We start from the raw sequence: 24,191 nt of genomic DNA, 5'->3' as shown, positions 1-24,191 counted from the left end.
CTGTCTCCGGCCTGAATCGGGCCTGTGTCCGGGCCGGGCGCCACGGGCCGGGCGCCGATTCCATTTGAGCCTCGGGTAGGCTAGAGCAGCAGACAATGCGCAACATTGGGCTGCCCGCATTCGAATCAGGAGAGTTTGTGACCGCTGACCTCGTCATCGTAGGGTCGGGCTTCTTTGGCCTGACAATCGCAGAACAGGCCGCCACTGAGCTGGGCTTGAAGGTAGTCGTCATCGACCGCCGCCACCACATCGGCGGCAATGCCTACAGCGAAAAGGAAGAACAGACCGGGATCGAGGTGCACCGCTACGGTGCGCACCTGTTCCACACTTCCAACGACCGTGTGTGGGAGTACGTGAACCGCTTCACCACCTTTACGAACTACGTCCACAAGGTCTACGGCGTGCACAAGGGCGAGGTCTACTCCCTGCCCATCAACCTGGCCACGATCAACCAGTTCTTCCGGGCCAACCTCACTCCCGGCCAGGCGAAGGAACTGATCAAGGAGCAGGCCGGCGAACTGGCGGGCACGGATCCGCAGAACCTGAACGACAAAGGCATCCAGCTCATCGGCCGCCCGCTCTACGAGGCGTTCATCAAGCACTACACCGGCAAGCAGTGGCAGACGGATCCCAAGGACCTGCCCGCGGGCATCATTTCCCGCCTTCCTGTCCGGTACAACTACGACAACCGGTACTTCAACGACAAGTACGAGGGCCTGCCGACCAACGGCTACACGGCCTGGATCGAAAAGATGGCCGACCACCCGAACATCGAGGTCCGGCTGAACACGGACTTCTTCGACGAGTCGCACGAGTACAGCAAGGGTAAGGTCGTCGGCACCATCCCGGTCATCTACACCGGCCCCGTCGACCGCTACTTCGACTTCGCCGAGGGCGATCTGTCCTGGCGCACGATCGACTTCGAGGAAGAGGTCCTCGACGTCGGCGATTTCCAGGGAACCTCCGTGGTCAACTACAACGACGACGACGTGCCGTTCACCCGCATCATCGAGCCGCGCCACTTCCACCCGGAGCGCGACTACCAGACGGACAAGACTGTCATCATGCGTGAATTCTCCCGCGCGGCGGAGAAGGGCGACGAGCCCTACTACCCGATTAACACCGCCGCGGACCGCGAACGCCTGCTCAAGTACCGGGATCTCGCGGCAGCCGAGAAGGACGTCCTTTTCGGCGGACGCCTCGGCACGTACAAATACCTGGACATGCACATGGCCATCGGCTCTGCCCTGACCATGTTCGAGAACAAGATCCGGCCGCATTTCGAGGCCGGCGCCACGATTGAAAGCGGAGGAGTGGACGCATGAGCGCCGCTGAAACGACACCCGGCTGGAACCCGATTCAGCGGGTCATCCTGCCATCGACGGACCAGCCCGACACCGTACCCCTCTATGTTGACGCCGGCACCGCCAGCGGCATCCGGCTCCGGGAGAACGACGAATTCGCCCGCACCCCGAAGCTGCTCGAGGACAAGCTGCAGATGTTCAGCTCCGAGAGCCGGGTGGCGCACTTCGAGGACCTCCTGGGCCGGCACTCCATGCGCGTGCGCTCGGGCGAGCAGATCTCGTTCGGCACCTACTTCAACGCCTTCCCGGCAAGCTACTGGCGCCGTTGGACCTCGGTGCGGGACGTCCGACTAGTCGTTGAAACGTCCGGCCCGGGGACCGTCACGGTCTACAAGTCCAACGCCCGCGGATCGGTCCAGCGCGTCGACGGCAAGCACGTCGACGGCGACGCCACCTCCACGTTCGATCTCTCGCTCAAGCCCTTTGGCGACGGCGGCTGGTACTGGTTTGACCTGGCCGCCAGCACCGGCGACCTGGTCCTGAAGAACGGCGCATGGCAGGCCGCCGGCGGGCCCGCGACCAAGGGGCAGGTGACCCTCGAAATCACCACCATGAACAAGCCCGACTTCTGCCTGAACAACGCCCGCATCCTGGCGGAAAACCCTGATGTCCTTGAAAACGTCAAGGAGATCCTGATCGTGGACCAGGGCACGCAGAAGGTCGAGGACCAGGAAGGTTTCGCCTCCGTACGGGAGGCCCTCGGCGGCAAGCTCCGGGTCATCAACCAGGCAAACCTCGGCGGCTCGGGCGGTTTCGCGCGCGGCATGTTCGAGGCCGTCGAAAACGGCAGTGACTACGCCCTCCTGCTCGACGACGACATCGTCGTCGAGCCCGAAAGCATTGTGCGGCTCCTGACGTTCGCCGATCACTGCCGCAAGCCGACGATCGTCGGCGGCCACATGTTCGACCTCTACAACCGCAGCGTCCTGCACACGTTCGGCGAGGTCGTGGACCCCTACCGGATCGTGCCGGCGCTGCCCCACGCCGACATGGAGACGCGGCACGATTTCAGCGTCGCGAACCTTCGCCAGACCCCGTGGCTGCACCGCCGGGTGGATGTGGATTACAACGGCTGGTGGATGTGCCTGATCCCCACGAAGGTGATCCAGGAAATCGGGCTGTCGCTGCCGCTGTTCATCAAGTGGGACGACGCCGAATACGGGCTGCGCGCCCGGGAAGCCGGCTTTGCCACGGTATCGATGCCCGGCGCTGCCGTCTGGCACGTGTCGTGGATCGACAAGGACGACCTCGTCGGCTGGCAGGCCTACTACCACGCGCGCAACCGGCTGATCACCACCCTGATCCACAGCCCGTACCCCAAGGGCGGCCGGGTGCTGCGCGAATCCTTCCAGTCCGACGTCAAGCACCTCGTGTCGATGCAGTACTTCACCGAGCACGGGCGCATCGACGCGCTGCGCGACCTCCTCAAGGGCCCCGACGACCTCCACAAGGTGCTCGGCACCAAGCTGCCGGAAATCAACGCCCTGAAGGCCGACTACCCGGACGCCCAGCTGAAGGAGGACGTCGATGACTTCCCGGCGCCCAAGATCGGCCGCGGACCGATGGGCGGGACCGTTGTGGGGCTGCCCAGCAAGAAACAGCTCATCCCGTGGGGCATCAAGACCGTTGCGCGCCAGCTGATCAAGGCGCCGGGACCGGAAAGCGCCGAACGGCCCCAGGGCTACCTGGCCCACCGCGACAACCGGTGGTACCGGGTGGCGCACTATGACAGCGTCGTGGTCTCCAACGCGGAGGGCACCGGCGCCTCGTGGTACCAGCGCGACCCGAAGAAGCTGAAGTCGATGCTGACGGAAGCGACCAAGCTCCACGCGAAGCTGTTCCGGGAATGGGACAGCCTTGCCGAACAGTACCGCCGCGCGGTGACCGAGATCAGCTCGATCGATGCGTGGAAGAAGACGTTCGAGGCGCATTCCGAGGACGGCAGGTAGATGGCTGGTCAAACCGACCAACTGATCAAGCCCGGGACCGGGCACGGGCTGCTGGACGTCTACGGCGACCGCTTCCTCCTGAAGCTGTTGGTGCGCAAGGAAATCAAGGTGCGCTACCGCGGCTCGGTGCTGGGCCTGCTGTGGTCCTACGTGAAGCCGCTCGTGCAGTTCCTGATCTACTTCGTGGCGCTGGGCATCTTCCTGAATCTCCAGCGGGGCACGCCCAACTACGCGATCTACCTGTTCTCCGGCATTGTCCTGGTGAACTTCTTCACGGAATCGCTGTCCAACGCCACCCGCTCGATCGTGGACAACCGGGACCTGATCCGGAAGATCTACCTGCCGCGGGAACTCTTCCCGGTGGCCACGGTCTGGGTGTCGGCAGCGCACTTCCTGCCCCAGCTGCTGGTGCTGGTCGGCGCCTGCCTGGTGGTGGGGTGGGCACCGACGCTGCTGCAGCTCGCCGCGGTGGTCCTGATTTTCCTCATGGTGGCTGTCCTGGGCACCGGCCTGGGCCTGCTGTTCGGCGCCGTCAACGTCTATTTCCGGGACTCCGAAAACATCGTCGACATGATCGTCATGGTGGTCACCTGGGCCTCACCGGTCCTCTACCTCTGGTCCATGGTCCAAAAAGTCATGGGTGACTGGTTTTGGATCTACCAGCTGAACCCGATGACGGTCGCCGTCGAGGTCTTCCACTGGGCCTTCTGGGAGCCGACGCTCAAGCCAGACCAGATGGTCAACGACGCCTCACCCCCGGGCATGCTGACGCTCTGGCTGCCCGTCGCCCTGCTGATCACGCTGGCGGTGCTGTTCCTTGGACAGTGGACGTTCCGCCGGCTCGCCGTCCACTTCGCACAGGAGCTCTGACATGACCGCGCACGGCCACGTGGCCATCATCTGCACCGACGTCCGGAAACAGTTCGTGCTCCGCCACACCCGTTCCCTGAAGGAAGCGCTCGTCTGGCTCGTGAAGGGCCGCAAGGGCGACCTCTCGAAGAGGTTCCTGGCCCTCAAGGATGTCTCCCTTGAGGTCAAGCAGGGCGAAACGGTTGCGCTCATGGGACTCAACGGTTCCGGAAAGTCAACGCTCCTGAAGCTCATCTCCGGGGTCCTGCAGCCCGACGGCGGAACGGTGCGCACGCGCGGCCGCGTCGCCGGACTCATCGAGGTCGGGGCAGGCTTCCACCATGACCTCAGCGGCCGGGACAACGTGTACCTCAACGGCGCCATCCTCGGCATGACCGAGAAGCAGATCGACGAGAAATTCGACTCGATCGTCGAATTCTCCGAAATCGGCGAGTTCATCGACACCGAGGTGAAGTTCTATTCCTCCGGCATGTACCTGCGGCTGGCGTTTTCCATCGCGGTGCACACGGATCCCGAGGTCTTCCTGATCGACGAGATCCTCGCCGTGGGCGACGAGCCCTTCCAGCGCAAGTGCATCGCGAAGATCAAGGAACTCTCCGACATGGGCAAAACCCTGTTTGTCGTGAGCCATGACCTGGACCTGGTCGCCACGGTGTGTGAGCGGGGCGTCCTGCTCGAACACGGCGAAATCGTCATGGACGGCGAAGTGCACGACGTCGTCGGCGAGCTCCGGCGCAGGTCGCTCGCCCTGTAGCGGCGCGCCCGGCCGTCCCCGCACGCAGACCGTCCGTTATGATGGGCCCGAAACGGGGGCTCAGCCCCGTACCGGGGGATGCGGGAGCAAAAAATGGCAGCTGTGGGGATCATGACCAGGGCCGTGGCCATCGCGGCTGTGACCGTAACCGTGGTGGCAGGCCTCAGCCAGGGAGCCTTCGCGGAGACAACCGCGCCTCAGCCCGCTGCCACAGCCCAAGCGACATCACCGGCCACAGCGTCGCCGGCGGCGGCACCCGCCGCTGCGCCATCGCGCACGGCCGAGCCGACGTCAACACCGTCACCAACGTCTTCAGCCACACGGACAGCGACGCCGGCACCAACACCGACGTCGTCCGCCGGCGTGTCCCCGGCTGCCGCGCAGCCTGCCGGGCCATCTGCCAAGGCAGCTCCCGCGGGGGCGGCCGCGGAAGCGGCCATCCGAGTGCCCGGGGCCATCGGCGTCGAATATGAGCGGCTCGGCGGTGCCGACGGAACTGCGGGGCCGGCCACGGCCGCGCAGCAATGCGGCCTGCCCGGCGGCGGCTGCCTCCAGGCCTTCACGAATGGAACCATCGTCTGGAGCGTCGCCACGGGCGCCCACCTGCTCTCCGGCGGCGTGCTGAATGCCTGGCGCAACGCGGGCGGCGTTCGAAGCTATCTTGCCTACCCGGTGGGGGACGCCAGTTGCGGCGGAGAGCCCCGGGTGTGCCGTCAGGCGTTCCAGCGCGGGGCTCTCTATAACGTGATCGGCATCGGAACGTATCCGGTTTGGGGCGCCATCGGCGCCGCCTACGATGCCCAGGGCGGGCTGAAAGGGTACCTGGGCTATCCGCTGGCAGCCGAAAAGTGCGGGCTGCCCGGCGGGGCCTGCAGCCAGAAGTTCCAGCGCGGTGCCGTGTACTTTGCCCCCGGCGCGGGCACGTTCCCGGTCTGGGGCGCGATCAATGCCCGCTACGTGGCCCTGGGTGGCAGCGGCGGGTATCTGGGCTACCCGACCGGGGCGGAAAAGTGCGGACTGCGGAGCGGCGGCTGCTCTCAGGCCTTCCAGCGAGGACGGATCTACTACGCGGCAGGCGCCGGCACGCAGGCGGTGTGGGGCGGTCTCGGCCAGTTCTATTCGGCGCGCAAGGCCCAGGACGGCGCCCTCGGGTATCCCGTCACGGCCGAGGCCTGCGACCGGGGCGGCTACTGCAGCCAGTCCTTCCAGTACGGCCGGCTCGAATGGATTCCGCGGGCCGGGGTCCGGTACCGGCTGACCTCGGCCGCGTACTGCCCGGCCATCAGTTCCGGGGCCGTGAAGTACCGCACCGAGGGGGCTTCAAGGGTGTCCTTCGCGATCGCTGACGACTACGGGTCCACCGGCGTCACCTTCATCACCTGCGTCCGCCGGGCGGACGGCAGCTACGTCAAGGAGTGGGGCGCGCTGGGCCATGCGGGCGAGTCCGGCTTCGCCGCCCCCGGCGTGGCGACCGGTCCCACCTGGCAGATGTTCTCCCCGACCGGATCCTTCACCGTCACCCAAGCCTTCGGCCTGGGCAACCCCGGCACGGCTTTGCCATACCGGACCCTCAACCCCTATTCGCGCTGGGGCGGCCGGCTCAATGCCAACTACAATAAGTACTTCGAGTCGAGCGCGGACGTGTTCCCGGACGAGAACATGTGGTACTTCGCGACCCGGCCGTCCCATGACTACCGGCAGGGGGTCGTCATCAACTACAACCGGCCGCCGGACGCGCCCATCACCATGAACGCCGGATTCGCGATCTTCCTCCACGGCAACAACCTGCCCACGTGGGGCTGCATCTCCCTCAACGACGGGGACTTGCTGCAGTACCTGAGGACGGCGCATTCCGGTGACCGTTTCGTGATGGGAGTGGCTCATGACATCTTCAACTAGCCGGTTCGGCGTTGTGGGCTCGCTGGCCGTCGCGGCCGGCCTGGTCCTGGGTGCCTGCACGGCAGCCCCGGCGCCCGGCCCGCCACCATCGGCTGCACAATCGGAGGCCGTCACGACGCCTGCTCCTACCCCGACGGCGACATCCGGCATTGCCCCCGGGAACGACCCCCTGACTCACGACGGGCGCACCGTGCTGCCGGCGCCGCGGGAGGACTGCGCCCGCCCGGCGCTGCCGGACATCCAGCGGCTGCTAGGGCCGGTGGCCGACGGCGTGCAGGAAGCCGACGTCCAGGCCTCCACCAAGGATGGGGTGGCGGAGCGTGTCTGCACGTTCGCGCTGGCCCCGGTCAGCGCCGGGCAGGCTCCGGACGTGGGCAATGCCCTGATCATCGCCCGGACCACAGCGCCGGACCAGGCGGCACTGGACCGGCTCGGGTTGCCCCGGCTCATGATGGCTCCCGTGTCAGTGCCGGGTCTGGGGACGGCGGCGTGGTACTCGGTGAACCGGCTCAGCGGGACCACGGAGTACGTCCTCGAAGCCGTGGACGGCCTGTCGGTGCTGAGGGTGACCCTTGCCCTTCCGTCAGATGCGGCCGAGCCCGAGAACGTTTCCGGCCAGCTTGCCGAACTCGCCAAGCTTAGTTAGCCAGGGTCGTTCGGAACGTCCTGCACAGATCGAACGCCGCAGCCGTCGCAGATCACATGGCGGCCACGCCGTCACCGGCCGGCGTGCCGATCTGGCCCCCGACTGCCTGATGCAGTGGACTTCGCACATCCCGTGCAGGATGGCGTCTGAAAATGGCACCGTGCGTCTTTTTGCAGTGGGACCTACAGAACCAGGAGTTCTTGCGGGATGGGGTCGTCGAGGGGCGCCGGCCAGTCCGGAGCGTCGGTATAGCCGTGAGTGAATTGGTGCAGGGTGAATCGCTGCAGGGTAAATGGCAGCGCGGTGAAGTGGTGCCATTCCGGGAAGGGATCCGGGGGCAGGACGGGATCGGGTTCCGCACCGGGATCCATTGACAGGACGTGTTCGGGCAACAGGGCCAGGTCCGGCTCCGCGGGCGGGTCCCCACCGATATCCGGGGGCAGGTTGAAACCTTGGTCCAGGAAGGGATCCGCAGTCAGGAAGTCGTCCGGCCATTGGGGTGGTTCCCAGCCGGGGCGTTCGCTCGGATAGTGTCGCCGTGCCGGTGAGATCCAGCCGGGCGGGCTGGTTTTGCTGGCCCCGACGGGTTGCCAGGCCGAGGAGTGTTTGAGGCGGTGGTGTTTGGGGCAGGGCTGGCCCAGGTTGGCGATGCCGGTGGTGCCGCCGTCGGCCCACGCCAGCAGGTGGTCCGCGTCGTTGTCCAGGGAATGGTTGTTACAGCCCGGGAACGAGCAGTGGCTGTCGCGGAGCCGGAGCCAGTGCCGCTGGGCCTTGGTGACCCGGTAGCTGCTCCGGCCGATTTCCAGCGGGGCACCGTCCCGCGGGTCAACCAGGACCCGGTAGAAGGACCCGGCGCCCTCGGCGACGAGCCGCCGGGCCATCGACGGCGGGATCGGCCCGTACCCGTCCAGGACGGCCGGTTCCCCGGTGACGCCCAGCAGCGACAGCACCGGGACGGTGACCAGGACCTGCGCCCGCGGCGACGGCACACCCCCGCACCCGCCGGTGTTGGCGCCCGCCCCGGCCAAGCCGTCGCCGGTGGTCCCGGTGCCGGTGTTCCCGCCGGGACTGGTGGTGGTGGTGAGGAGCCAGGTGGCGGTGATGTCGGCGCGGAGCTGGGCCAGGGTGCGGGCCTCGTCCGGGCCCTGGAGGGCGCGGGCGGCCGTGGTGGCCCGGTCCCAGATCCCCGCGGCGGTGTCGGCGGGGAAATAAGCGCTCAGCCATGCCATGCCGTCCCGGTCCGGAACGAACTCGACGCGTCGGTCCCCGGAGCCCTTCACGTGGCGGGCTTCGATGCTGGCCGGGTGGTGGCGTTCCCGCCAGGCCCGGGCCTTGGCCCGGAACCGGGACGCCGTGAGCTCCCCGGCCCGGCAGCCCCGGGCCGGGCTCGGGGCGCCGGCGTCCGGGGCGTCGGGGTCCAGGAAGTGCTCCTCCAGCCCGGCCGCCCCGGCCCGGTCCAGGTTCTGGGTTTCGTCAATGATGATCCGGGCGTGGGCCCAGGAGATCGTCCCGGCGCCCAGCGCGGCCAGGGTCAGTGGCAGCGACGACGTCAACGCCAGGGCATCGGACAGCAGCGCCCCGGCGGTCCGTTCGCTCACGGTCAGCACACACGCGACCTCCGCGACCAGCGCCATCTCCCGGGCCGTGGCCTCCTGGGGTGATCCCGCCGGGCCCGCCAGCAACCCCGCCGCGCGGACATGGTCCGCGGCCAGGTGCACCTTCAACGCCGCCATCCTGGCCTCCAACCGCGCCACCTCGGCCAACCCGTCCAGACACCCGTCCGCCAGCTGCCGCAAAGGATCGGCACAAGGCAAAGGATGCGCGTCCAGCAGGCCATCAGCGCAGGCCGAATCAGCGTGCTTTTCGCCGTCCCCGTCGGCGCCCATCAAAGCGGCCAGCGCAGCAAAGGACGCGGCAGCGGCCGCCACCGCCGCCCTGCTTTCAACGCTCCAAGCCGTTCTGCTCTCCACACTTAAAGCATCTCAGGAGGCACTGACTTTATTGATGACGGGTGCTTCGACAGGAACGATGAGGCGGATGCCAGGTATGGCCCCGTGCTAGATCCACCGCGCTAGGTCCCCCGGCAGGCCGTCACTTCGTACAGCCGGGCACCGCCCTCTGCCAGCACGAGCCTGACGGCCAGAGAATTGTTGAGGTCCTCAAGTCCGGGGAAAGGATGATCGCCGAAATGGACTTCATTGGAACCGAAGTCCAGGACGTAGCGGACACCCGTAGCTTTCAACGCGGCGCAGACGGCCGGATCGCTGTCGGCGTTGCGGAGGCCCCGGTTGAGGGTTTCGACGTCGGCCGTGTTTGCCGTGAGGATGTGTTTGGCCGTGGTCTCGCGGTGCGCCAGGGCGTAGGCCAGCGCCCCGCCCGTCCACGGGTTCACCGCGATCGCGGCATCCTGAGGAACGATTTCGTCCAGCCGGTCGATGATCTTCTGTTCGTCCGTTGAGATAAGCAGCGAATGGTTGGTCTCGAGGTAGTTCTTCCGGGCGGAGCCCATCGCGGCCCGCATCGAGGGGACCTGGGAGGCGGCGACCGCCAGGGCGAGGACACAGCAGATGACCGGGTAGACCACTTTGTTGCCGCGACCGGCTCTGGCTTTGTCCCCGAGGCGGCCAGCCGTCGCTGCCGGTCGCACCGCGGCCGGCCGGTCAAGCCGGCGGCGGAGCCAGACGGCAACGGAATCGACGCCGACGGCGGCGAACGGCAAGGCGGTCATCGGCAGGAGCGCCGCGATCCTGTTGCTGTCGTTATACCAGATCCCGGTCAGTGCGCTCCGCACGTCTCCCTTCAGCGTGCCGGAGACGACGACGTACAGCACGCCGATGATGACAAAGCCGGCGATCATCCACGTCCTGCCGCCGCGGCGCCAGCACACGAAGAGCCCGATCAGCATCAGCACGCTGGCGCCGATCGCAGCGGGGCGGTCGATGGCGGCATTCGCCAGAACGTCCCACACAGCGCCCCGGGGCGTCTGCACGGGTTCCCAGAACGCGGCATCTTCCGGCGGCCGGATGGTGGTCCACAGCAGGTACAGGGACAGGGCCCCGACGCCGAGGCCCACACTGGAAAAAATCCAGGCGGTCCGGTGCCGGGACCGGTTCTCGCGGGTGCCGGCAAGGCGGGCGTAGGCCTGCAGGATGATCGGAACCGAGAGGGCCAGTAGCGACATGAAACCGTTCGGGTGGGCCAGGGCGAGTCCCGGAAGGATCAGCAGCGGCAGTGAAAACCTCGGGGCGGGCGGCCACTGCAGGCTGCGGCCCACCCGGAACAAGAGGGCAATGCTGGCCAGGACAGCCGGCAGCATGCTGATGGCCAGGAAATTCGGATAGAGGACCCCGAAATCCAGCAGGAGGATCGGGAACGGCGCGAACATTGCGGCCAGGATCGCGGCCGCCCCGACGGCCACAGGCCGGTTGCCCGCCACTGTCCGCGTCAGCATCATGCAGCCCAGCGGCCAGACCACGGCCGCCACCGCCATGTTCAGGACGTTCACGGCCACCGTAACGGGCAGGCCCGTCATCTGGACGACAGCCGCGGCCAAACCATGCCAGGCGGCGGGATAAAAATAGGGGGCCGCATCGCCGCTGGTCATCTTGGACATCCACAACGAGGACGCGTTGCCCGTGTCCAGGACGTACCGCACGCCGTTGAGATGGAAGACGTTGTCAAAGGTTTGCGAGAAACTCTCCGGAGACCCGAAAACCAGGGCAAGTTCGACCAGGATCAGCGCCGCCCCCGCCAGGAAGGCCGCCGCAACCCAGGCACCTGTCCGGCGTGCCTCAAGCGAGGACGCCCCGGTGCGGCGTGCGGGGAGGAAGACCTGACGCAGGCTGCTGTCCGCGCTGACGCGCCTGAGCCCGAGGAACCGGATCCCGACGACCAGGGCAGAGAACAGGATGCCGCCGGCCAGGACGGGCAGGCCCGACCACGGGATGGACGCAAACGGCAGCAGGACCGCCAGGACCGCCGCAATGGAAATCGTGACCGGACCGGCCAGGGCGGCTGCGGACAGACCCCTCAGGCCCAGGCTCACCGTCACCAGGCCGCCGGGCAGCAGGAGAAAGACCACCGCCGCCAGCACGTACGGCAGCGTCTGGAGCCAGGTCAACGCTTCAGGCCGGGAGTGATGCGGGCGCCGGGCAGCGGCCCGCCGGCGGGAACGTCAGGACAGGCGGGCACGTCAGATGGTCTGGTCCAGCAGTCCCAGCAGATAGGCTCCGTAGCCGCTCTTGACCAGGGGTTCCGCGCGTTCGCGAAGTTCGTCGTCGGACAGGAAGCCCAGCCGCCAGGAGATCTCTTCCGGGGCGCCGATTTTCAGGCCCTGGCGGTTTTCGACCGTGCGGATGAAGTTCGAGGCGTCGCTGAGATCATCGAAGGTTCCCGTGTCCAGCCACGCCGTTCCGCGCGGAAGAATTTCCACCTGCAGCTTGCCGCGCTCCAGGTAGGTCCGGTTGACGTCGGTGATTTCCAGTTCGCCTCGCGGGGAGGGCCTGAGGTTCTTGGCGATGTCGATGACGTCATTGTCATAGAAGTACAGGCCGGGCACGGCGTAGTGGCTGCGCGGCTTGGCGGGCTTTTCCTCCAGCGAGAGCGCCTTGCCGGCGTCGTCGAATTCCACGACGCCATAGGCCTTGGGATCCCGGACCCAGTATCCGAACACGGCTCCGCCGTCGATATCGGCGTGCCGGCGCAGCTGCGTGCCCATGCCCTGGCCGTAGAAGATGTTGTCACCGAGGACCAGCGCCACGGTCTCGTTGCCGATGTGCTCGGCGCCCAGCACGAACGCCTGGGCCAGGCCGTCCGGCGAGGGCTGCTGGACGTAGGTGAGGTTGACGCCGAACTTGGACCCGTCGCCCAGGAGCCGCTGGAACTGCTCTGCGTCGTGGGGCGTGGTGATGATGAGGATGTCCCGGATGCCCGCAAGGATCAGCGTGGACAAGGGGTAGTAGATCATCGGCTTGTCGTAGACCGGGACCAGCTGCTTGCTGATTCCGAGGGTGATCGGGTGAAGCCGGGAGCCGGTACCGCCGGCCAGAATTATTCCACGCATGGGCCCAATCCTCCCGTACCTGTGCCCGTCACAGCAAACTCGGCGACGGCGCGGGTGCGCGCGAACGTGCCCCCGGGCGCCCGCGCCCGGGGAGCGGGGCCCCCGTGCAAGGTAGAATTACGGGTCTGGACTACGTTACGAAGGATACCCGGATTGAGCGCAGCTGTACTGACACCCAACGTGAGGCCGGCCCCGGCAATGGGCAACCGGCTGGACCCGCGGAAGAACAGCTTGAACCTCATCAGGCTGATTCTGGCGTTTTCAGTCCTGCTCGCGCATAGCTGGCACATCGTCGGTGACGGCAACGGCTGGGGCTTCCGCGGCGAAAACCTGGGCGGCTGGGCCGTGGCCGGATTCTTTGGCATCAGCGGTTACCTGATTACGGCCAGCCGGTTGAGCAGCGGGATCGGCAGGTACCTGGTTCATCGTGTCGCCCGCATCTTCCCGGCGTTCATCGTCTGCCTGGTGGTCATGGCCTTCGTCTTCGCCCCGGTTGCCTACGTGATCCAGCACGGTTCGCTGCACGGCTTCCTGCAGACGGCCACGACACCCTTGAATTCCATCTTCGCGAATCTGTCCCTCCGGATTGTCAGCTACGACATTGCCGGCACCCCGGCCGGCGTTCCTTATCCGGGCGCATGGAACGGCTCACTGTGGACGCTCTACTTCGAGTTCATGTGCTACCTCCTGGTCGCCATGATGGGTTTCATCCCCCTGGTCCGGAAGACCCCGTGGCCCGTGATCGCCGCGTTTATCGCGAGCGTGGTCCTGTGGGCCAATGTCGGGGTCCTCAAGCCCTACCTCCAGTCGAACCTGGACTTTGAACTCGCGGCACGTCTGATCCCGTACTTCCTCGGCGGCGCCGTGGTGCAGGTGCTGAGCCACAAGATCGGCATTCACAAGGTGGCCGGGCCCGCCGCGATCGTGCTCGCTGCCCTGTCGATCTTCTTCGTGGACGGCTTCGGCGGCCAGCTCGCCGCACCGTTCATTGCCTACGGGCTGCTTTGGATCTCCACGTGGCTGCCCCAGCCGGCCGTTGTGGGCCGCCACGACATCTCCTACGGCGCGTACATCTACGCGTTCCCAGTCCAGCAGCTGCTGGCCGTGTTCGGGGCCTACCACTGGGGCGTGTGGTGGTTCACCGTGGCGGCCACGCTGTGCACGATCCCGCTGGCAGCGGCCAGCTGGTTCTTCATTGAACGTCCCGTCATGCGGCGGGCCAAGAACGCGGGCTGAACAGCGCCGGCTGAAAAGCGCTGACTCCACAACGCGGGCCAAGAACGCCGGCTGAGCAGGACCTAACCTCGGGTGCGCCGTCCCGAGACGCCGCGGACGCCGTCCGCCACGCCGCGGAAGGCGTTCGCCAGCCTGATGCCGCGGCCGGGGGCCAGAAGCGTGACGATGGCCAGGTGGCGGTAGTCGGCCAGCAGGCCTTTGAGTGTCCATGCCGGAAAGCGCCGGCCGTACTGGCGGGCGAGCAGGATCCGGTTCCGGAAGAGGTAGTAGTAGCGCCAGTCGGCGGCCGTCCGGACATTCAGCGGCCGGCCCGCAACGGTCACGTCGCGGCCAAAGATGTTGGCTGCTGCCGGGCTGCCGAGGGCGTGGTTGAGCGCGGCGTTCGGCGCCAGTATGGTGCGGAGCCCCGCGCCCTCGCACCGGAGGTAGAACTCGCTGTCCACACCGTCGATGAACAGGGTGCCCTGGAACAGGCCGAGCCGTTCGAGGACCGGCACGGGCACCAGGAGTCCGGACTGGATCGGTTCCCCGCCGAGCTGGATGCCGTTCAGGACCGGGCCGCGGCGCACCGGCAGTCCCCGGACCGACGCCGGGGCGACCATGCCGACGGGGACGCCTGCTTCCCGGGCAGCGGCCGCGGCGGCGAGCAGGGCGTCGACGTAGCCGGCGTCCAGCAGCGAGTCCTGGTCCATGGTGAGGATGTAATCCGGCTTTGTCCCGGCCGCCAGGGCCGCGGTGATTCCGGCGTTGAGCGCGGCGGCGATGCCGGAGTTCTCGCTAAGCCGCACCACCTTGCAGCCCATGGCGTGCAGCTCGGCCAGGATCGGCGCGGGGTCTGAGGGGCTGCCGTCGTCGACCACCACTACGGAGTCGACCTGGGCGAGCAGCGCGGCGGCGTTCGCCAGCACGCCGTCGTCGGGGTTAAACAGGGAGACGACGGCGGCAGTCTGGGGCACGGGAGCGTCCGTCGGCGTCAGGCGGGCTGGACGTCGGGCTGGGCGTCAATCCAGTTGGCGAGCCGGTCGATGCCCTGGGCGAGGTTGTACTGCGGGGTCCACCCGAGCACGTCCTTCGCAGCCGTGATGTCCGCCCATGCGTGCCGGACGTCGCCCTGCCGGTACTGGCCGGTGACGTGCGGCTCGGGGGCGTCGTAATGCTGCGCGATGAGCTTCGCCGCGGTGCCGATGGTCTGGAATTCACCGGAGCCAATGTCCATGGGCTCGCCCTGGACGGTGGGGGAGACGGCGCCGGCAACAATCGCCGAGGCGACGTCGTCGATCAGGATGAAGTCGCGGCGCACTTCGCCGTCCTCGTACAGCGGGATGGACTTGCCGCCCATCGCCATGCGGCAGAACAGGCTCATGATGCCGGTGTACGGGTTGATCAGGGACTGGCCGGGGCCGTAGACATTCTGCAGGCGCAGCACGACGGTCTCGACGCCGTAGGACTTCGCCCAGGCCTGCAGGACGTGTTCCTGCGCCAGCTTGGTGGCGCCGTAGACGCTCACGGGGGCGGGGAAGGTTTCGGAGGCCTTCATCGGCAGCGGGGTGGCGCCGGGGAAGTCCCACTGGGACTGGTCCAGGGTGGTGCTGGTGCGCTGGCCCGGGTAGAAGGCCTTGCCGTTGGCGTCGCTCCAGGCGCCCTCGCCGTAGACGGCGCGGCTGGAGGACAGGACGATCCTGCGGGGAAGCTTGCCGTGGCGGTTGAGCCCGTCCAGCAGCTGGGACGTGCCCACCACGTTGACGTGGGTGTGCCGGGTCGATTCTTCCAGCGACTGGCCCGTTCCGGTCTCGGCGGCCAAGTGGATGACGACGTCGGGGGAGTGCCGTGCCAGGACGGTGTCCCAGGTCTGGGCTTCGGCGACGTCGGCCACGATCAGTTCCGCCCGCGCGTCGAGCTCTGCGGGACGCTCGCCCGTGGCGTGGATCTGCGGGTGGAGGCTGTCCACCACTACCACCCGGTCGAACGCATCGGCGAGGGAGGCGGAAATGGCACAGCCAATGAAACCGGCGCCGCCGGTGACAAGGACGGTTCCGCCGGGGCGTGCGGAGGTTTCGGAAGAAGTCACAACGGACCTTTCGTAGCGGGGCGTTTACTTGCCGAAGGAATGGCGCACGAGCGCGCTGACGGCTGTTTGGTTGCGGTCCAGAACGGCCCGCGGAAGCAGGGAGAGCGCGTGCGCCCGGGACGTGAGCCTGAGCCTGGCGGCGCGCTTTGCCCGGCGCCAGCCGAGCGCGTCGGCCTGCGACGCGGAGAGGGCGAAGTATTCGCGTTCGCCGGCGAACCGTGAGCCGTCAACGAGTTTGGTTGAGGAGGCGCTGTTGGAGTGGCGGCGGTACTGGAAGCACACCGTGGGCTCGATCAGCAGCTGGTCGCCCTTGTAGATCATGTCCATGATGAGGGCGAGGTCCTGGATGATCGGGAACCCGTCCCGGAAATCCACTTCGCGGATCTTGTCGGTCCGGAAGGCGAGCGAGGGCCAGTACAGCCAGTCGCCGTGCATGAGGTTGCTGGCAATGGCCTCGCCTGCGATGAGCTGCTTGCCGCGGCCCCGGGGGCGGACGATCTTCTGCTTGACGGCGTCCGCCAGCGTGGCCACGACCTGGCTTTGTTCATCGATGACCTGAACACCCGGCTGGATGATCGCCGCGTCAGGGAAACGCCGGTGGGCGGCCAGGATCACGTCCACGTAATTCGGCAGCAGGACGTCGTCGCAGCCCAGGATGACCATGATCTCCTGGCTGGCCATCCCGACGCACGTGCGGTAGTTCTCCGTGATGCCGGCGTTGATGTCCTTGCGCACGTAGCGGACGCGGTGGTCCTGGATTCCGGCCATGTACTCGGCAATTTCCGTGCCGGGGTAGGCGTCGTCCACCACGGTGAGGAGCCAGTCGCTGTTGTCCTGGGCGAGGACACTGCGGACGGTTTCCTTCATGTAGCCGGGGTCGCCCCAGTAAGGGATGAAAATATCGAGGGGCATCTTAGGATTCCGTGCTTTCAGCGGGGCGGTCGATGGTGTGCGCGCCGGCCGGAGCCGGCGCGGCCGCCTCCGGGCGGGGAGCAGGGACAGGACCCGGCTGGGAAGCAGTGCGGGGATTGGGCAGCGGGGCCGGGCGGGCCGAGTCAAGAACGGACAGGTGGCGGTGCTGTTCCAGGGACTCGAGCTGCGTGCGCAGGATGGCCACTTCCTCGGCGAGGGTCCTGGTTTCGTCCTCCACGACCGAGATTTCCCAGGACAAATGCAGGCAGACGCCGAGCAGCATGAGGATGCTCATGGCGAACAGCAGGTTGGAGGGGATCTGGACCCCGACGTATTCCGCGACGATGTTCAGCAGCCGGGGGAAGGCGGCGAGTACCAGGGTGGCGACGCCGACCACCAGCCAGAGGACGGCGTACTTCTCCCGAAGCTTCTTGCGCCGGAGCATTTCGACGACCAGGGCAACGATGGCGAGCGCCAGCAGGAAGGCGGCGATGTTTCCCATCCCTAAGCTCCTGCGGGTTCAGCGGCCCGGGCGGCCAGTCGAGTGGGTTTCCGGGTGAGGGCGAAGAGCAGGGCGAACACGGACCTTCCGAGGTAGATGGCGGCCTTGACGGGATTGTGGCTTGGCTTGCCGCCCTGGCGTGCCCGCATCTCAACGGGCACCTGCGTGACCGTGCAACCCGAGCGGATGGCCACGACGAGTGAGTCGATCGTGTCGCCCAGGTATTCGGCGGGGTAGTGGTCGAGATACTGGGCAACGGCGCGCTCGTTGGCGGCCCGGAAGCCGCTCGTGACATCCGTCAGGCGGGTCTTGGCAAGGCCGGAAATGACCTTCGCCAGCAGCTGCATGGCCCACTTCCGCGGGCCGGTGACCTTGTATTCGCCCCGGTCGGCGAAGCGGGCGCCGATCGAGATGTCCGCGTGCTGAAGGCCCGCGAGGACTTCGTCGATGTTCCGGGGATCGTGCTGGCCGTCCGAGTCCACCTGAATGACCTGGGCGTAGCCGAGGCGCTGGGCGTACTTGAAGCCGGCCCGCATGGCGCCGCCGACGCCAAGATTGAAGGGCAGGTTCAGGACGGTCGCGCCGGCCGCTGCTGCCTCTTCCGCCGTCGAGTCCGTGGAGCCGTCGTTGACGACCAGGACGTCGTAGCGGGCATTCTCGTGGAGGACTTCCCGAACGGTGCTGCCGACAACGGCGCCTTCATTCCAGGCAGGCATGATCACCAAGACGCGCGGGGAGGGTAGGGCTTCCATATCGTCCAAACTATATCAATTGCGTGCAGGTACCTCGGTGGCGGCGGCCGCCCGGGCGGCGTTGGGCGCCGCCCGGGTCACCGCAGGCGCCGCTCCAGCTCCGCCGGAATGCGCCCGGTGGAGCCCCTGAGCGCGTCAGTGAATCCTGCGGCTGCGGCGCGGAAGAGCTTGGTGCGGCCGGGGCTGAAGGTGAAGCGCAGGATGTGCGCTTTCAGTTCCTCCACGAGGCGCCGCAGCACCCAGCCCGGATATTTGCGCAGGTAGCGCAGGGTCAGCAGCGTTCCGTTCCGGCAGATGTAGTACACCCGGCTCGGGGAGTGGTAGTTGTAGGAAATTTCCCGGCCCAGGACCTTCAGCGGCCGGCCGAAGAGCCTGCCGGGCTCGCGTTGTCCGAGGTCGTGGGCGATGTCACAGCCGTCGCCCACGAGGACCGCGAGGCCCGCAGCGCGGGTCCGCATCGTGAATTCGGAGTCCACCCCGTCGATGAAGAGGGCCTCTTCAAAAGGACCGACCCTGTCCACGGTGGAGCGCGGGATGAGGAAACCGGACTGCATGGGATCGAACGCGTGAACGAACCGGCCGTCATGGTGCAGCACGGGGATGGGGTGTCCGCTGTACGACGCGGCCGTCACGAAGCCGACCCCCACACCGGCGGCACCGGCCTGCGTGTAGGTCGCCAGGCCCCGCCGGACGTACTCGCCGGCGGGACGGGAATCCTGATCCAGTGTGAGGAAGAAGTCCGGGTTCCAGCGTTCCCGCGCCGCCGCCACGCCGGCGTTCAGCGCGGCCGCGATCCCGGAATTCTGCTGCTGCCGGACCACCAGGGCGCCCGCCTCCGCGAGGGCCGCCAGGACGGCTTCGGACCCGGCGGGTGATCCGTCATCCACGACGACGACGTGCCCCACCTGCTGCTGGAGGGCCCGCACGGTGTCGGCCAGGGACGGGTCGGGGCGGTAGGCGGCAACGACGGCGACGACGCTGGGGGACGGATGATTCGGCGACGGCTCATTCGGCGGCAACGGGTTCCATGCTTTCTGTGGCGAGCAGTTTCGACCCCGGGATCAGCAAGGTCAGGAACAGGATAGCTTCGCTGAGGGCCATGCCCAGCGCGATGCCCGGGGCGTTCCCCATGAATCCGGCATAGATCATGGCTGCGACCCCGAATGCGGCCGAAATCAGCGTCCAGCGAAGCACCAGCCCCTGCTGGCCGGCCGGAATGAGCAGGTTGCGGATGAACGGGGTGCTCGCGCTCAGGAAGAGGAAGGCGATCCCGTAGTAGAGGCACAACTCGGTGGTGGCCTGGGCCTGCCCGGCGAAGAGGAGGCTGCTGACAAACGGTCCGGCGACCGTCAGGACGGCGGCGCCGATCACGCCCAGCCCGATGTGGGACCAGATGGCTGCCAGGTGGCGCCTCTTGCGGTCGGACGCTCCGCGTTCAAGGGTCCAGCCCTGGAAGGCGTTGCCGAGGGCCACCACGGTGAACAGGCCGAAGCGGTACAGGGTATCTGCCGTCGCCAGGCTGCCCGACGCCGCCGGGGCGGTGCTGGCGGTCGCGATCGGGGCAGGCGTGGAGGCGTAGGCATTGCCGGCGAGGCTGATGCCCGCCGTGCGGCCCTGGGCGCCCAGTTCGCGCACGGCGCCGCGAAGATCGCGGGGCCACCAGTTTCCGCCGGGGGAGTATGTCCGGTGGAACACGATGAGGGAGGCCAGGGTGGTGGCTGCGAGCAGGCCCGTGTAGTACCAGAGCTGGTGGCTGACCAGCAACACGGGGACGGCCAGGGCGGTGGCGATGAAGCGCGGGACGGTGTCGTAGACGGCCAGCAGCCGGGGTTGGCCCAGGCCGATGCAGAACCACGACGGCGACATGCCGGCGAGGGCGACCGCGCAGGTCATGGCCACGGCTTCCCAGCGGAACGCGGGAACGGCCACGATCGCGGCGACGGCCGCGGCGGCGGGCACGGTCACGACAAGGAGGATCAGCCGGGTCCGGATGCTGCGGAGGTAGACGCCGGCCCGGTCGGAGCTGCTGGCGGCCCGGGCGATGGCGACGGGCCCGTCCACGTTCCAGCCCCACATCAGCACGGTGGCGGCGAAGGTGCCGATCGCCTGCCCCGAGATGACGCTGGAGATTCCCTCGCCGCCGACGAAGCCCGAGATGACCGGGAGGAGCAGGAGCGGAGTGATCAAGGACAGCAGGGGCAGAATGGTGAACCCTGAAAGTCGCAGCAGTACGGTTCTCATTCGAGCCGGAATCCTTGTTTCTTAGACATCGTCCCTCGATCCTACGGGATGCCCGGCCGCCGTCCGCGGTCCCCTAGGATGGTGCAGATGAACGATCAGAACCGGTTGCCCGACGTTCCGCTCCGGGCCAGCATCTGCATGGCAACGTACAACGGCGCGGAATTCGTGGCGGAGCAGCTCGCCTCGATCCTGGCCCAGCTGGGCCCGGACGACGAGATCGTGATCGTGGACGATGCTTCCACGGATGACACAATCGCGAGGATCCGGGAGCTCACCGATCCGAGGATCCGCCTGATCGAGGCCGCTGCCAACCAGGGATACGTCCGTTCTTTCGAACAGGCCGTGCAGGCCAGCTGCGGCGCCGCAATCTTCCTGGCGGACCAGGACGACGTCTGGATCGAAGGCCGGCTGGACGCGATGCTGGACGCCCTGGCGACGCACGCCGTCGTGGCCAGCAACTTTGACGTGCTCGGCGGCGGTGACCGCCCCCCGATTCCCCGGCTCCGGGCGGCCGACAGCGGCCGGCACCGGGCCAACCTTTGGGGCATCCTGGTGGGCTACCGGGCGTACTACGGCTGCGGCATGGCGTTCCGCCGCGAGGTCCTCGGCAGCTTCGTCCCGGTGCCGCCCTACCTGCGCGAATCCCACGACCTCTGGCTTGCGATCCTCGGCAACACCGCCGGCTCGATCCGCCACCTGGACGCCTCGACCCTCCTGCGCAGGCTCCATGAAGGCAATGCCACCCCGCGCGGCTGGCGTTCACTGCGCGTCATCCTGGCCGCACGGGTGGTGCTCCTGCGCCTCATGGTCGAGGCCCGCCGGCGGCTCCGGGCCGCGTCCGGGCAGGCCTAGCACGGCGGGAGAGCAGGGCGCCCGGCGATGGAACAGGGTGCCGGCCCGGCGATAGACGAATGAAGGCCCGGGACCTCGCGGTCCCGGGCCTTCATTTGCCGCGGCGTTCCTGGAAGGGTGTGTTCCCAGGGGTGATTTCCTAGAAGTAGGAGATATCCACCGTCCGCTTGGCGAGGCTGTTGGTCAGCTGCCAGCTGTTGCCGCGCACAATGCCCACGGTTGTCAGTTTGTCGCCGTTCCAGTCGCCGGTGACGGGGCGGTCGGTGCCGACCCCGAAAGCGATGAAGTTGGACACAACCGGGGATTTGATGCGGTTGCTGAGCCACCACTCGCCCGCGCGCCAGACGCCGATGCTGGTCTTTCCGTCCCCGTCCCAGTCGCCGATGATCGGCGTGTCGGAGGGAATCCCGAATCCGGTGTATTCGTTGACCACCGGATTGTTGACGTTGTAGCTGACCTGGAAGCTTGAATTGCGCCAGATGCCGATCCCGTCCCGGCCGGAGCCGCTCCAGTCGCCAACGATCGGGGTGTCGGATCCGACGCCGAAGCCCACCACCTTCGTGATGGCCCTGGTGTTGATGTCATCCACGAGCCACCACATGCCGTTCCGGAAGATGCCGATCCCGGCACGGCCGTCGCCGTTCCAGTCCCCGACGACGGGCTTGTCGCCCGGGTTGCCGTAACCGAAGCAGCGCCGCGGCGCCGAGGGCATCTGCAGGCACCAGAATCCGTCCTTGAACCAGCCGGTGTAGGACTTGCCGTCGCCGGCCCATTTGCCGCTGAGCAAGGTGGCGCCCGGAATGAGGCCGATCGGGTACGTGTCCGGTGTCGAGGCGAGTTTCCGCAGCTGGTCCTGCGAGCCGTTGAAGACGTTCTGGTCGCCGGGGAACGTAGCCCGGACCGTCTGCGAAGCGTCCGCGAAGGCGTTGGCGTACTGCCAGACGGTGTAGGTGGGCCATCCGCCGGGAACGGCAGGTGCGTTCGTGTAGTAAGAGGCCAGCCACAGCGGGTTCACCTGGCTGAATTCGCTGGTGTTGCCCAGGCAGTCACGCCAGAAGTAGTAGCTGGTGTAGATCATGGCCTGCTTGTTGGTCATGCGGTACACGGTCTGGGTGAAGTCCCTGACCCAGGTGGCCAGCTGCCCCGGCGTGGCGCCATAGCAGCGGTTGAGGCCGGCGTAGGGGTTGTCCTCGATGTCGAGGACCGGCGGCATCGTCACGCCGTCGGCGGACCATCCGCCGCCGTTGTTGACGAAGAACTGGGCCTGCGCAGCGCCGCCGGAGACATCCGGGCGGCCAAAGTGGTAGGCGCCGCGGAGCAGGCCGACGGAACTCGCACCCGTGTACTGTGCGCCGAATTCGCTGTTGCGGTAGCTCGTGCCCTCAGTGGCCTTGACGTAGGCGAAGCGGGCGCCGTTGGCCTTGACGGAGGACCAGTTGACACTGCCCTGCCACGAGCTGACATCCAGGCCCAGGGGCTGCCCGCGGGTGTCGAAGGGCTGCTCCGCCACCCAGGGCTCGGTGGCCTGGGTCACGGGGACCTGCTGCGTCTTGGCTATGGCCGCGGAGGCCGTCGCCGGGTTCAGACCGGCGCGGCCCATTCGGGCCTGTCCCTGTTCCGGCGCGGCCTGCGCGGCGGCGGCCTGCGCGGTGCCGGCGGCGGCCGAAGCCGAAGCCGTCGATGCCGGCGCGGCAGGCGAGGTTGCCGCTTTGAGCGCGGGTGCCGGTACGGGGCTGCTGGTCGCCGTCGCCGTCGCGGTCGGTGTGCCGGTCACGGCGGCCGCGGAACCGGCGGGCGCGGGGGCGGTGGCGGTGGGGGAGGGGCTGGGCGCGGGAGCCGCGGTAGCAGGATTAGCCCAGGTCAGCGCCAGTGCGAAAGGCAGGCAGAGTGCCGCTGCGGTCCGTAGTTTGTGGATTTTGATAGTCTTCACCATTACTCCGGAGGATCTGGACAGAGGCCAAGATCACCCCCGTATGTGCGTAAAGAGTAACCAATTGCCACCTGCGTTACCACTGTGGCCAATGTTGCAGCTGAAGTGTCCGCCGTCGGAGGGGAGAATTTCGCCAGCCGGTAAGCTGGCCTCATGCAGAAACTCCTCGTCACCGGCGGTGCCGGTTTCATCGGTTCGAATTTTGTCCACTATGTACTGGAGAACACAGACCACCACGTCACGGTCCTCGACAAGCTCACCTACGCGGGCAACGTGGAGTCGCTGGCGGGCCTTCCTGCGGACCGCTTCACGCTGGTGCAGGGCGACATTTGCGACGCAGCGGTGGTTGACGGCCTGGTTGCCGGGACCGACGTCGTGGTGCACTACGCGGCGGAATCGCACAACGACAACTCGCTTCACGATCCCCGCCCGTTCCTGGACACGAACATCATCGGGACGTACACGCTGATTGAGGCCGCCCGGAAGCACAACAAGCGCTTCCACCACATCTCCACCGACGAGGTCTACGGCGACCTCGAGCTCGACGACCCGGAGCGGTTCACCGAGAACACGCCGTACAACCCCTCCAGCCCGTATTCCTCCACCAAGGCGGGCTCGGACCTGCTGGTCCGCGCCTGGGTGCGGTCCTTCGGCCTGCAGGCGACGATCAGCAACTGCTCCAACAACTACGGTCCTTACCAGCACGTGGAGAAGTTCATCCCGCGCCAGATCACCAACGTGATCGACGGCATCCGGCCCAAGCTGTACGGCAAGGGCGAGAACGTCCGCGACTGGATCCACGCCAATGACCACTCGTCCGCCGTCCTGGCGATCATCGCCAAGGGCCGGATCGGGGAGACCTACCTGATCGGCGCCGATGGCGAGAAGAACAACAAGGACGTCGTGGAGCTGATCCTCAAGCACATGGGACAGGCGCCGGACGCCTACGACCACGTGGTGGACCGGCCCGGCCACGACATGCGCTACGCGATCGACTCCGCGAAGCTTCGCGACGAACTCGGCTGGGAGCCGAGGTTCTCCAACTTTGACGCCGGCATCGAAGACACCATCGCCTGGTACCGGAACAACGAGGACTGGTGGCGTCCGCAGAAGGCCGCCACGGAAGCCAAGTACAAGGAACAGGGCCAGTAGAT

20 protein-coding genes are annotated in these 24,191 nt (G+C 67.3%); 9 read left to right on the top strand and 11 right to left on the bottom strand.

Annotation, left to right across the window (positions count from 1 at the left end):
• The first annotated feature begins 137 nt into the window (after positions 1-137).
• The 6 genes from glf to LDO15_RS15365 all read left to right on the top strand — a co-directional run bounded on the left by glf (position 138) and on the right by LDO15_RS15365 (position 7,482).
• Complete coding sequence (gene glf, locus LDO15_RS15390) at positions 138-1,325, top strand: UDP-galactopyranose mutase (protein ID WP_223979929.1); 1,188 nt, start codon at positions 138-140, stop codon at positions 1,323-1,325.
• Entirely contained in the window at positions 1,322-3,313 is a 1,992-nt protein-coding gene (locus LDO15_RS15385; RefSeq protein WP_223979928.1) for a glycosyltransferase, read from the top strand. The genes glf and LDO15_RS15385 overlap by 4 nt, the downstream gene beginning before the upstream one ends.
• Positions 3,314-4,183, top strand: coding sequence for an ABC transporter permease (locus LDO15_RS15380; protein ID WP_223979927.1), 870 nt, complete (start codon positions 3,314-3,316; stop codon positions 4,181-4,183).
• A 1-nt stretch (position 4,184) separates the two neighbouring features.
• Complete coding sequence (locus tag LDO15_RS15375) at positions 4,185-4,937, top strand: ABC transporter ATP-binding protein (protein ID WP_223979926.1); 753 nt, start codon at positions 4,185-4,187, stop codon at positions 4,935-4,937.
• Positions 4,938-5,030: 93 nt separating this feature from the next.
• The gene (locus tag LDO15_RS15370; RefSeq protein WP_223979925.1) at positions 5,031-6,836 is read left to right on the top strand and encodes a L,D-transpeptidase family protein; all 1,806 of its coding nucleotides are present in this window, start codon (positions 5,031-5,033) and stop codon (positions 6,834-6,836) included.
• Complete coding sequence (locus LDO15_RS15365) at positions 6,820-7,482, top strand: hypothetical protein (protein ID WP_223979924.1); 663 nt, start codon at positions 6,820-6,822, stop codon at positions 7,480-7,482. Before LDO15_RS15370 ends, LDO15_RS15365 begins: the two co-directional genes overlap by 17 nt.
• Before the next feature lie 182 nt (positions 7,483-7,664).
• Here the strand turns inward: LDO15_RS15365 and LDO15_RS15360 are convergent, their stop codons facing one another.
• From LDO15_RS15360 to rfbA, 3 genes are all read right to left on the bottom strand, one after another.
• Positions 7,665-9,368, bottom strand: a complete 1,704-nt coding sequence (locus LDO15_RS15360) for an HNH endonuclease signature motif containing protein (RefSeq protein WP_223987440.1) — start codon at positions 9,366-9,368, stop codon at positions 7,665-7,667.
• A 185-nt stretch (positions 9,369-9,553) separates the two neighbouring features.
• A complete protein-coding gene (locus LDO15_RS15355) occupies positions 9,554-11,602 on the bottom strand; it encodes a DUF6541 family protein (RefSeq protein ID WP_223979923.1) in 2,049 nt (682 codons plus the stop codon).
• A gap of 72 nt (positions 11,603-11,674) precedes the next feature.
• Positions 11,675-12,544, bottom strand: coding sequence for a glucose-1-phosphate thymidylyltransferase RfbA (rfbA, locus tag LDO15_RS15350; protein ID WP_223979922.1), 870 nt, complete (start codon positions 12,542-12,544; stop codon positions 11,675-11,677).
• A gap of 153 nt (positions 12,545-12,697) precedes the next feature.
• Between rfbA and LDO15_RS15345 the strand changes: the two genes are divergently transcribed.
• On the top strand, positions 12,698-13,780 hold the full coding sequence (locus tag LDO15_RS15345) for an acyltransferase (protein ID WP_223979920.1): 1,083 nt from the start codon (positions 12,698-12,700) through the stop codon (positions 13,778-13,780).
• A gap of 62 nt (positions 13,781-13,842) precedes the next feature.
• On the opposite strand, the gene LDO15_RS15340 is transcribed toward LDO15_RS15345, so the two are convergent.
• The 7 genes from LDO15_RS15340 to LDO15_RS15310 all read right to left on the bottom strand — a co-directional run bounded on the left by LDO15_RS15340 (position 13,843) and on the right by LDO15_RS15310 (position 20,255).
• Positions 13,843-14,736 carry a glycosyltransferase gene (locus tag LDO15_RS15340; RefSeq protein ID WP_223979918.1) on the bottom strand — a complete coding sequence of 298 codons (894 nt, stop codon included), beginning with the start codon at positions 14,734-14,736 and terminating at the stop codon, positions 13,843-13,845.
• A 17-nt stretch (positions 14,737-14,753) separates the two neighbouring features.
• Positions 14,754-15,848 carry an NAD-dependent epimerase/dehydratase family protein gene (locus LDO15_RS15335; RefSeq protein WP_223979916.1) on the bottom strand — a complete coding sequence of 365 codons (1,095 nt, stop codon included), beginning with the start codon at positions 15,846-15,848 and terminating at the stop codon, positions 14,754-14,756.
• Positions 15,849-15,872: 24 nt separating this feature from the next.
• Positions 15,873-16,760 (bottom strand): glycosyltransferase, encoded by an 888-nt coding sequence (locus tag LDO15_RS15330; protein ID WP_223979915.1) that lies wholly within the window; start codon positions 16,758-16,760, stop codon positions 15,873-15,875.
• 1 nt (position 16,761) lies between these two features.
• Entirely contained in the window at positions 16,762-17,262 is a 501-nt protein-coding gene (locus LDO15_RS15325) for a DUF2304 domain-containing protein (RefSeq protein WP_223979914.1), read from the bottom strand.
• A gap of 2 nt (positions 17,263-17,264) precedes the next feature.
• The gene (locus LDO15_RS15320; RefSeq protein WP_223979913.1) at positions 17,265-18,014 is read right to left on the bottom strand and encodes a glycosyltransferase family 2 protein; all 750 of its coding nucleotides are present in this window, start codon (positions 18,012-18,014) and stop codon (positions 17,265-17,267) included.
• Positions 18,015-18,091: 77 nt separating this feature from the next.
• Positions 18,092-19,033, bottom strand: coding sequence for a glycosyltransferase (locus LDO15_RS15315; RefSeq protein ID WP_223979912.1), 942 nt, complete (start codon positions 19,031-19,033; stop codon positions 18,092-18,094).
• Complete coding sequence (locus tag LDO15_RS15310) at positions 19,020-20,255, bottom strand: polysaccharide biosynthesis protein (protein WP_223979911.1); 1,236 nt, start codon at positions 20,253-20,255, stop codon at positions 19,020-19,022. Before LDO15_RS15310 ends, LDO15_RS15315 begins: the two co-directional genes overlap by 14 nt.
• Before the next feature lie 87 nt (positions 20,256-20,342).
• On the opposite strand from LDO15_RS15310, the gene LDO15_RS15305 reads away from it, so the two are divergent.
• On the top strand, positions 20,343-21,107 hold the full coding sequence (locus tag LDO15_RS15305; protein ID WP_223979910.1) for a glycosyltransferase: 765 nt from the start codon (positions 20,343-20,345) through the stop codon (positions 21,105-21,107).
• A 139-nt stretch (positions 21,108-21,246) separates the two neighbouring features.
• Here LDO15_RS15305 and LDO15_RS15300 read toward each other — a convergent pair whose 3' ends face one another.
• Positions 21,247-23,040: a GH25 family lysozyme gene (locus LDO15_RS15300; RefSeq protein WP_223979909.1), complete on the bottom strand. Its 1,794-nt coding sequence runs from the start codon at positions 23,038-23,040 to the stop codon at positions 21,247-21,249.
• Positions 23,041-23,190: 150 nt separating this feature from the next.
• Here LDO15_RS15300 and rfbB point away from each other — a divergent pair, with 150 nt between their 5' ends.
• Positions 23,191-24,189, top strand: a complete 999-nt coding sequence (gene rfbB / locus LDO15_RS15295; RefSeq protein WP_223979907.1) for a dTDP-glucose 4,6-dehydratase — start codon at positions 23,191-23,193, stop codon at positions 24,187-24,189.
• Positions 24,190-24,191 lie beyond the last annotated feature (2 nt).

Source organism: Arthrobacter sp. NicSoilB8 (assembly GCF_019977355.1).
Lineage (GTDB): Bacteria > Actinomycetota > Actinomycetes > Actinomycetales > Micrococcaceae > Arthrobacter.
This window is presented reverse-complemented; position numbering and strand designations above follow the sequence as displayed.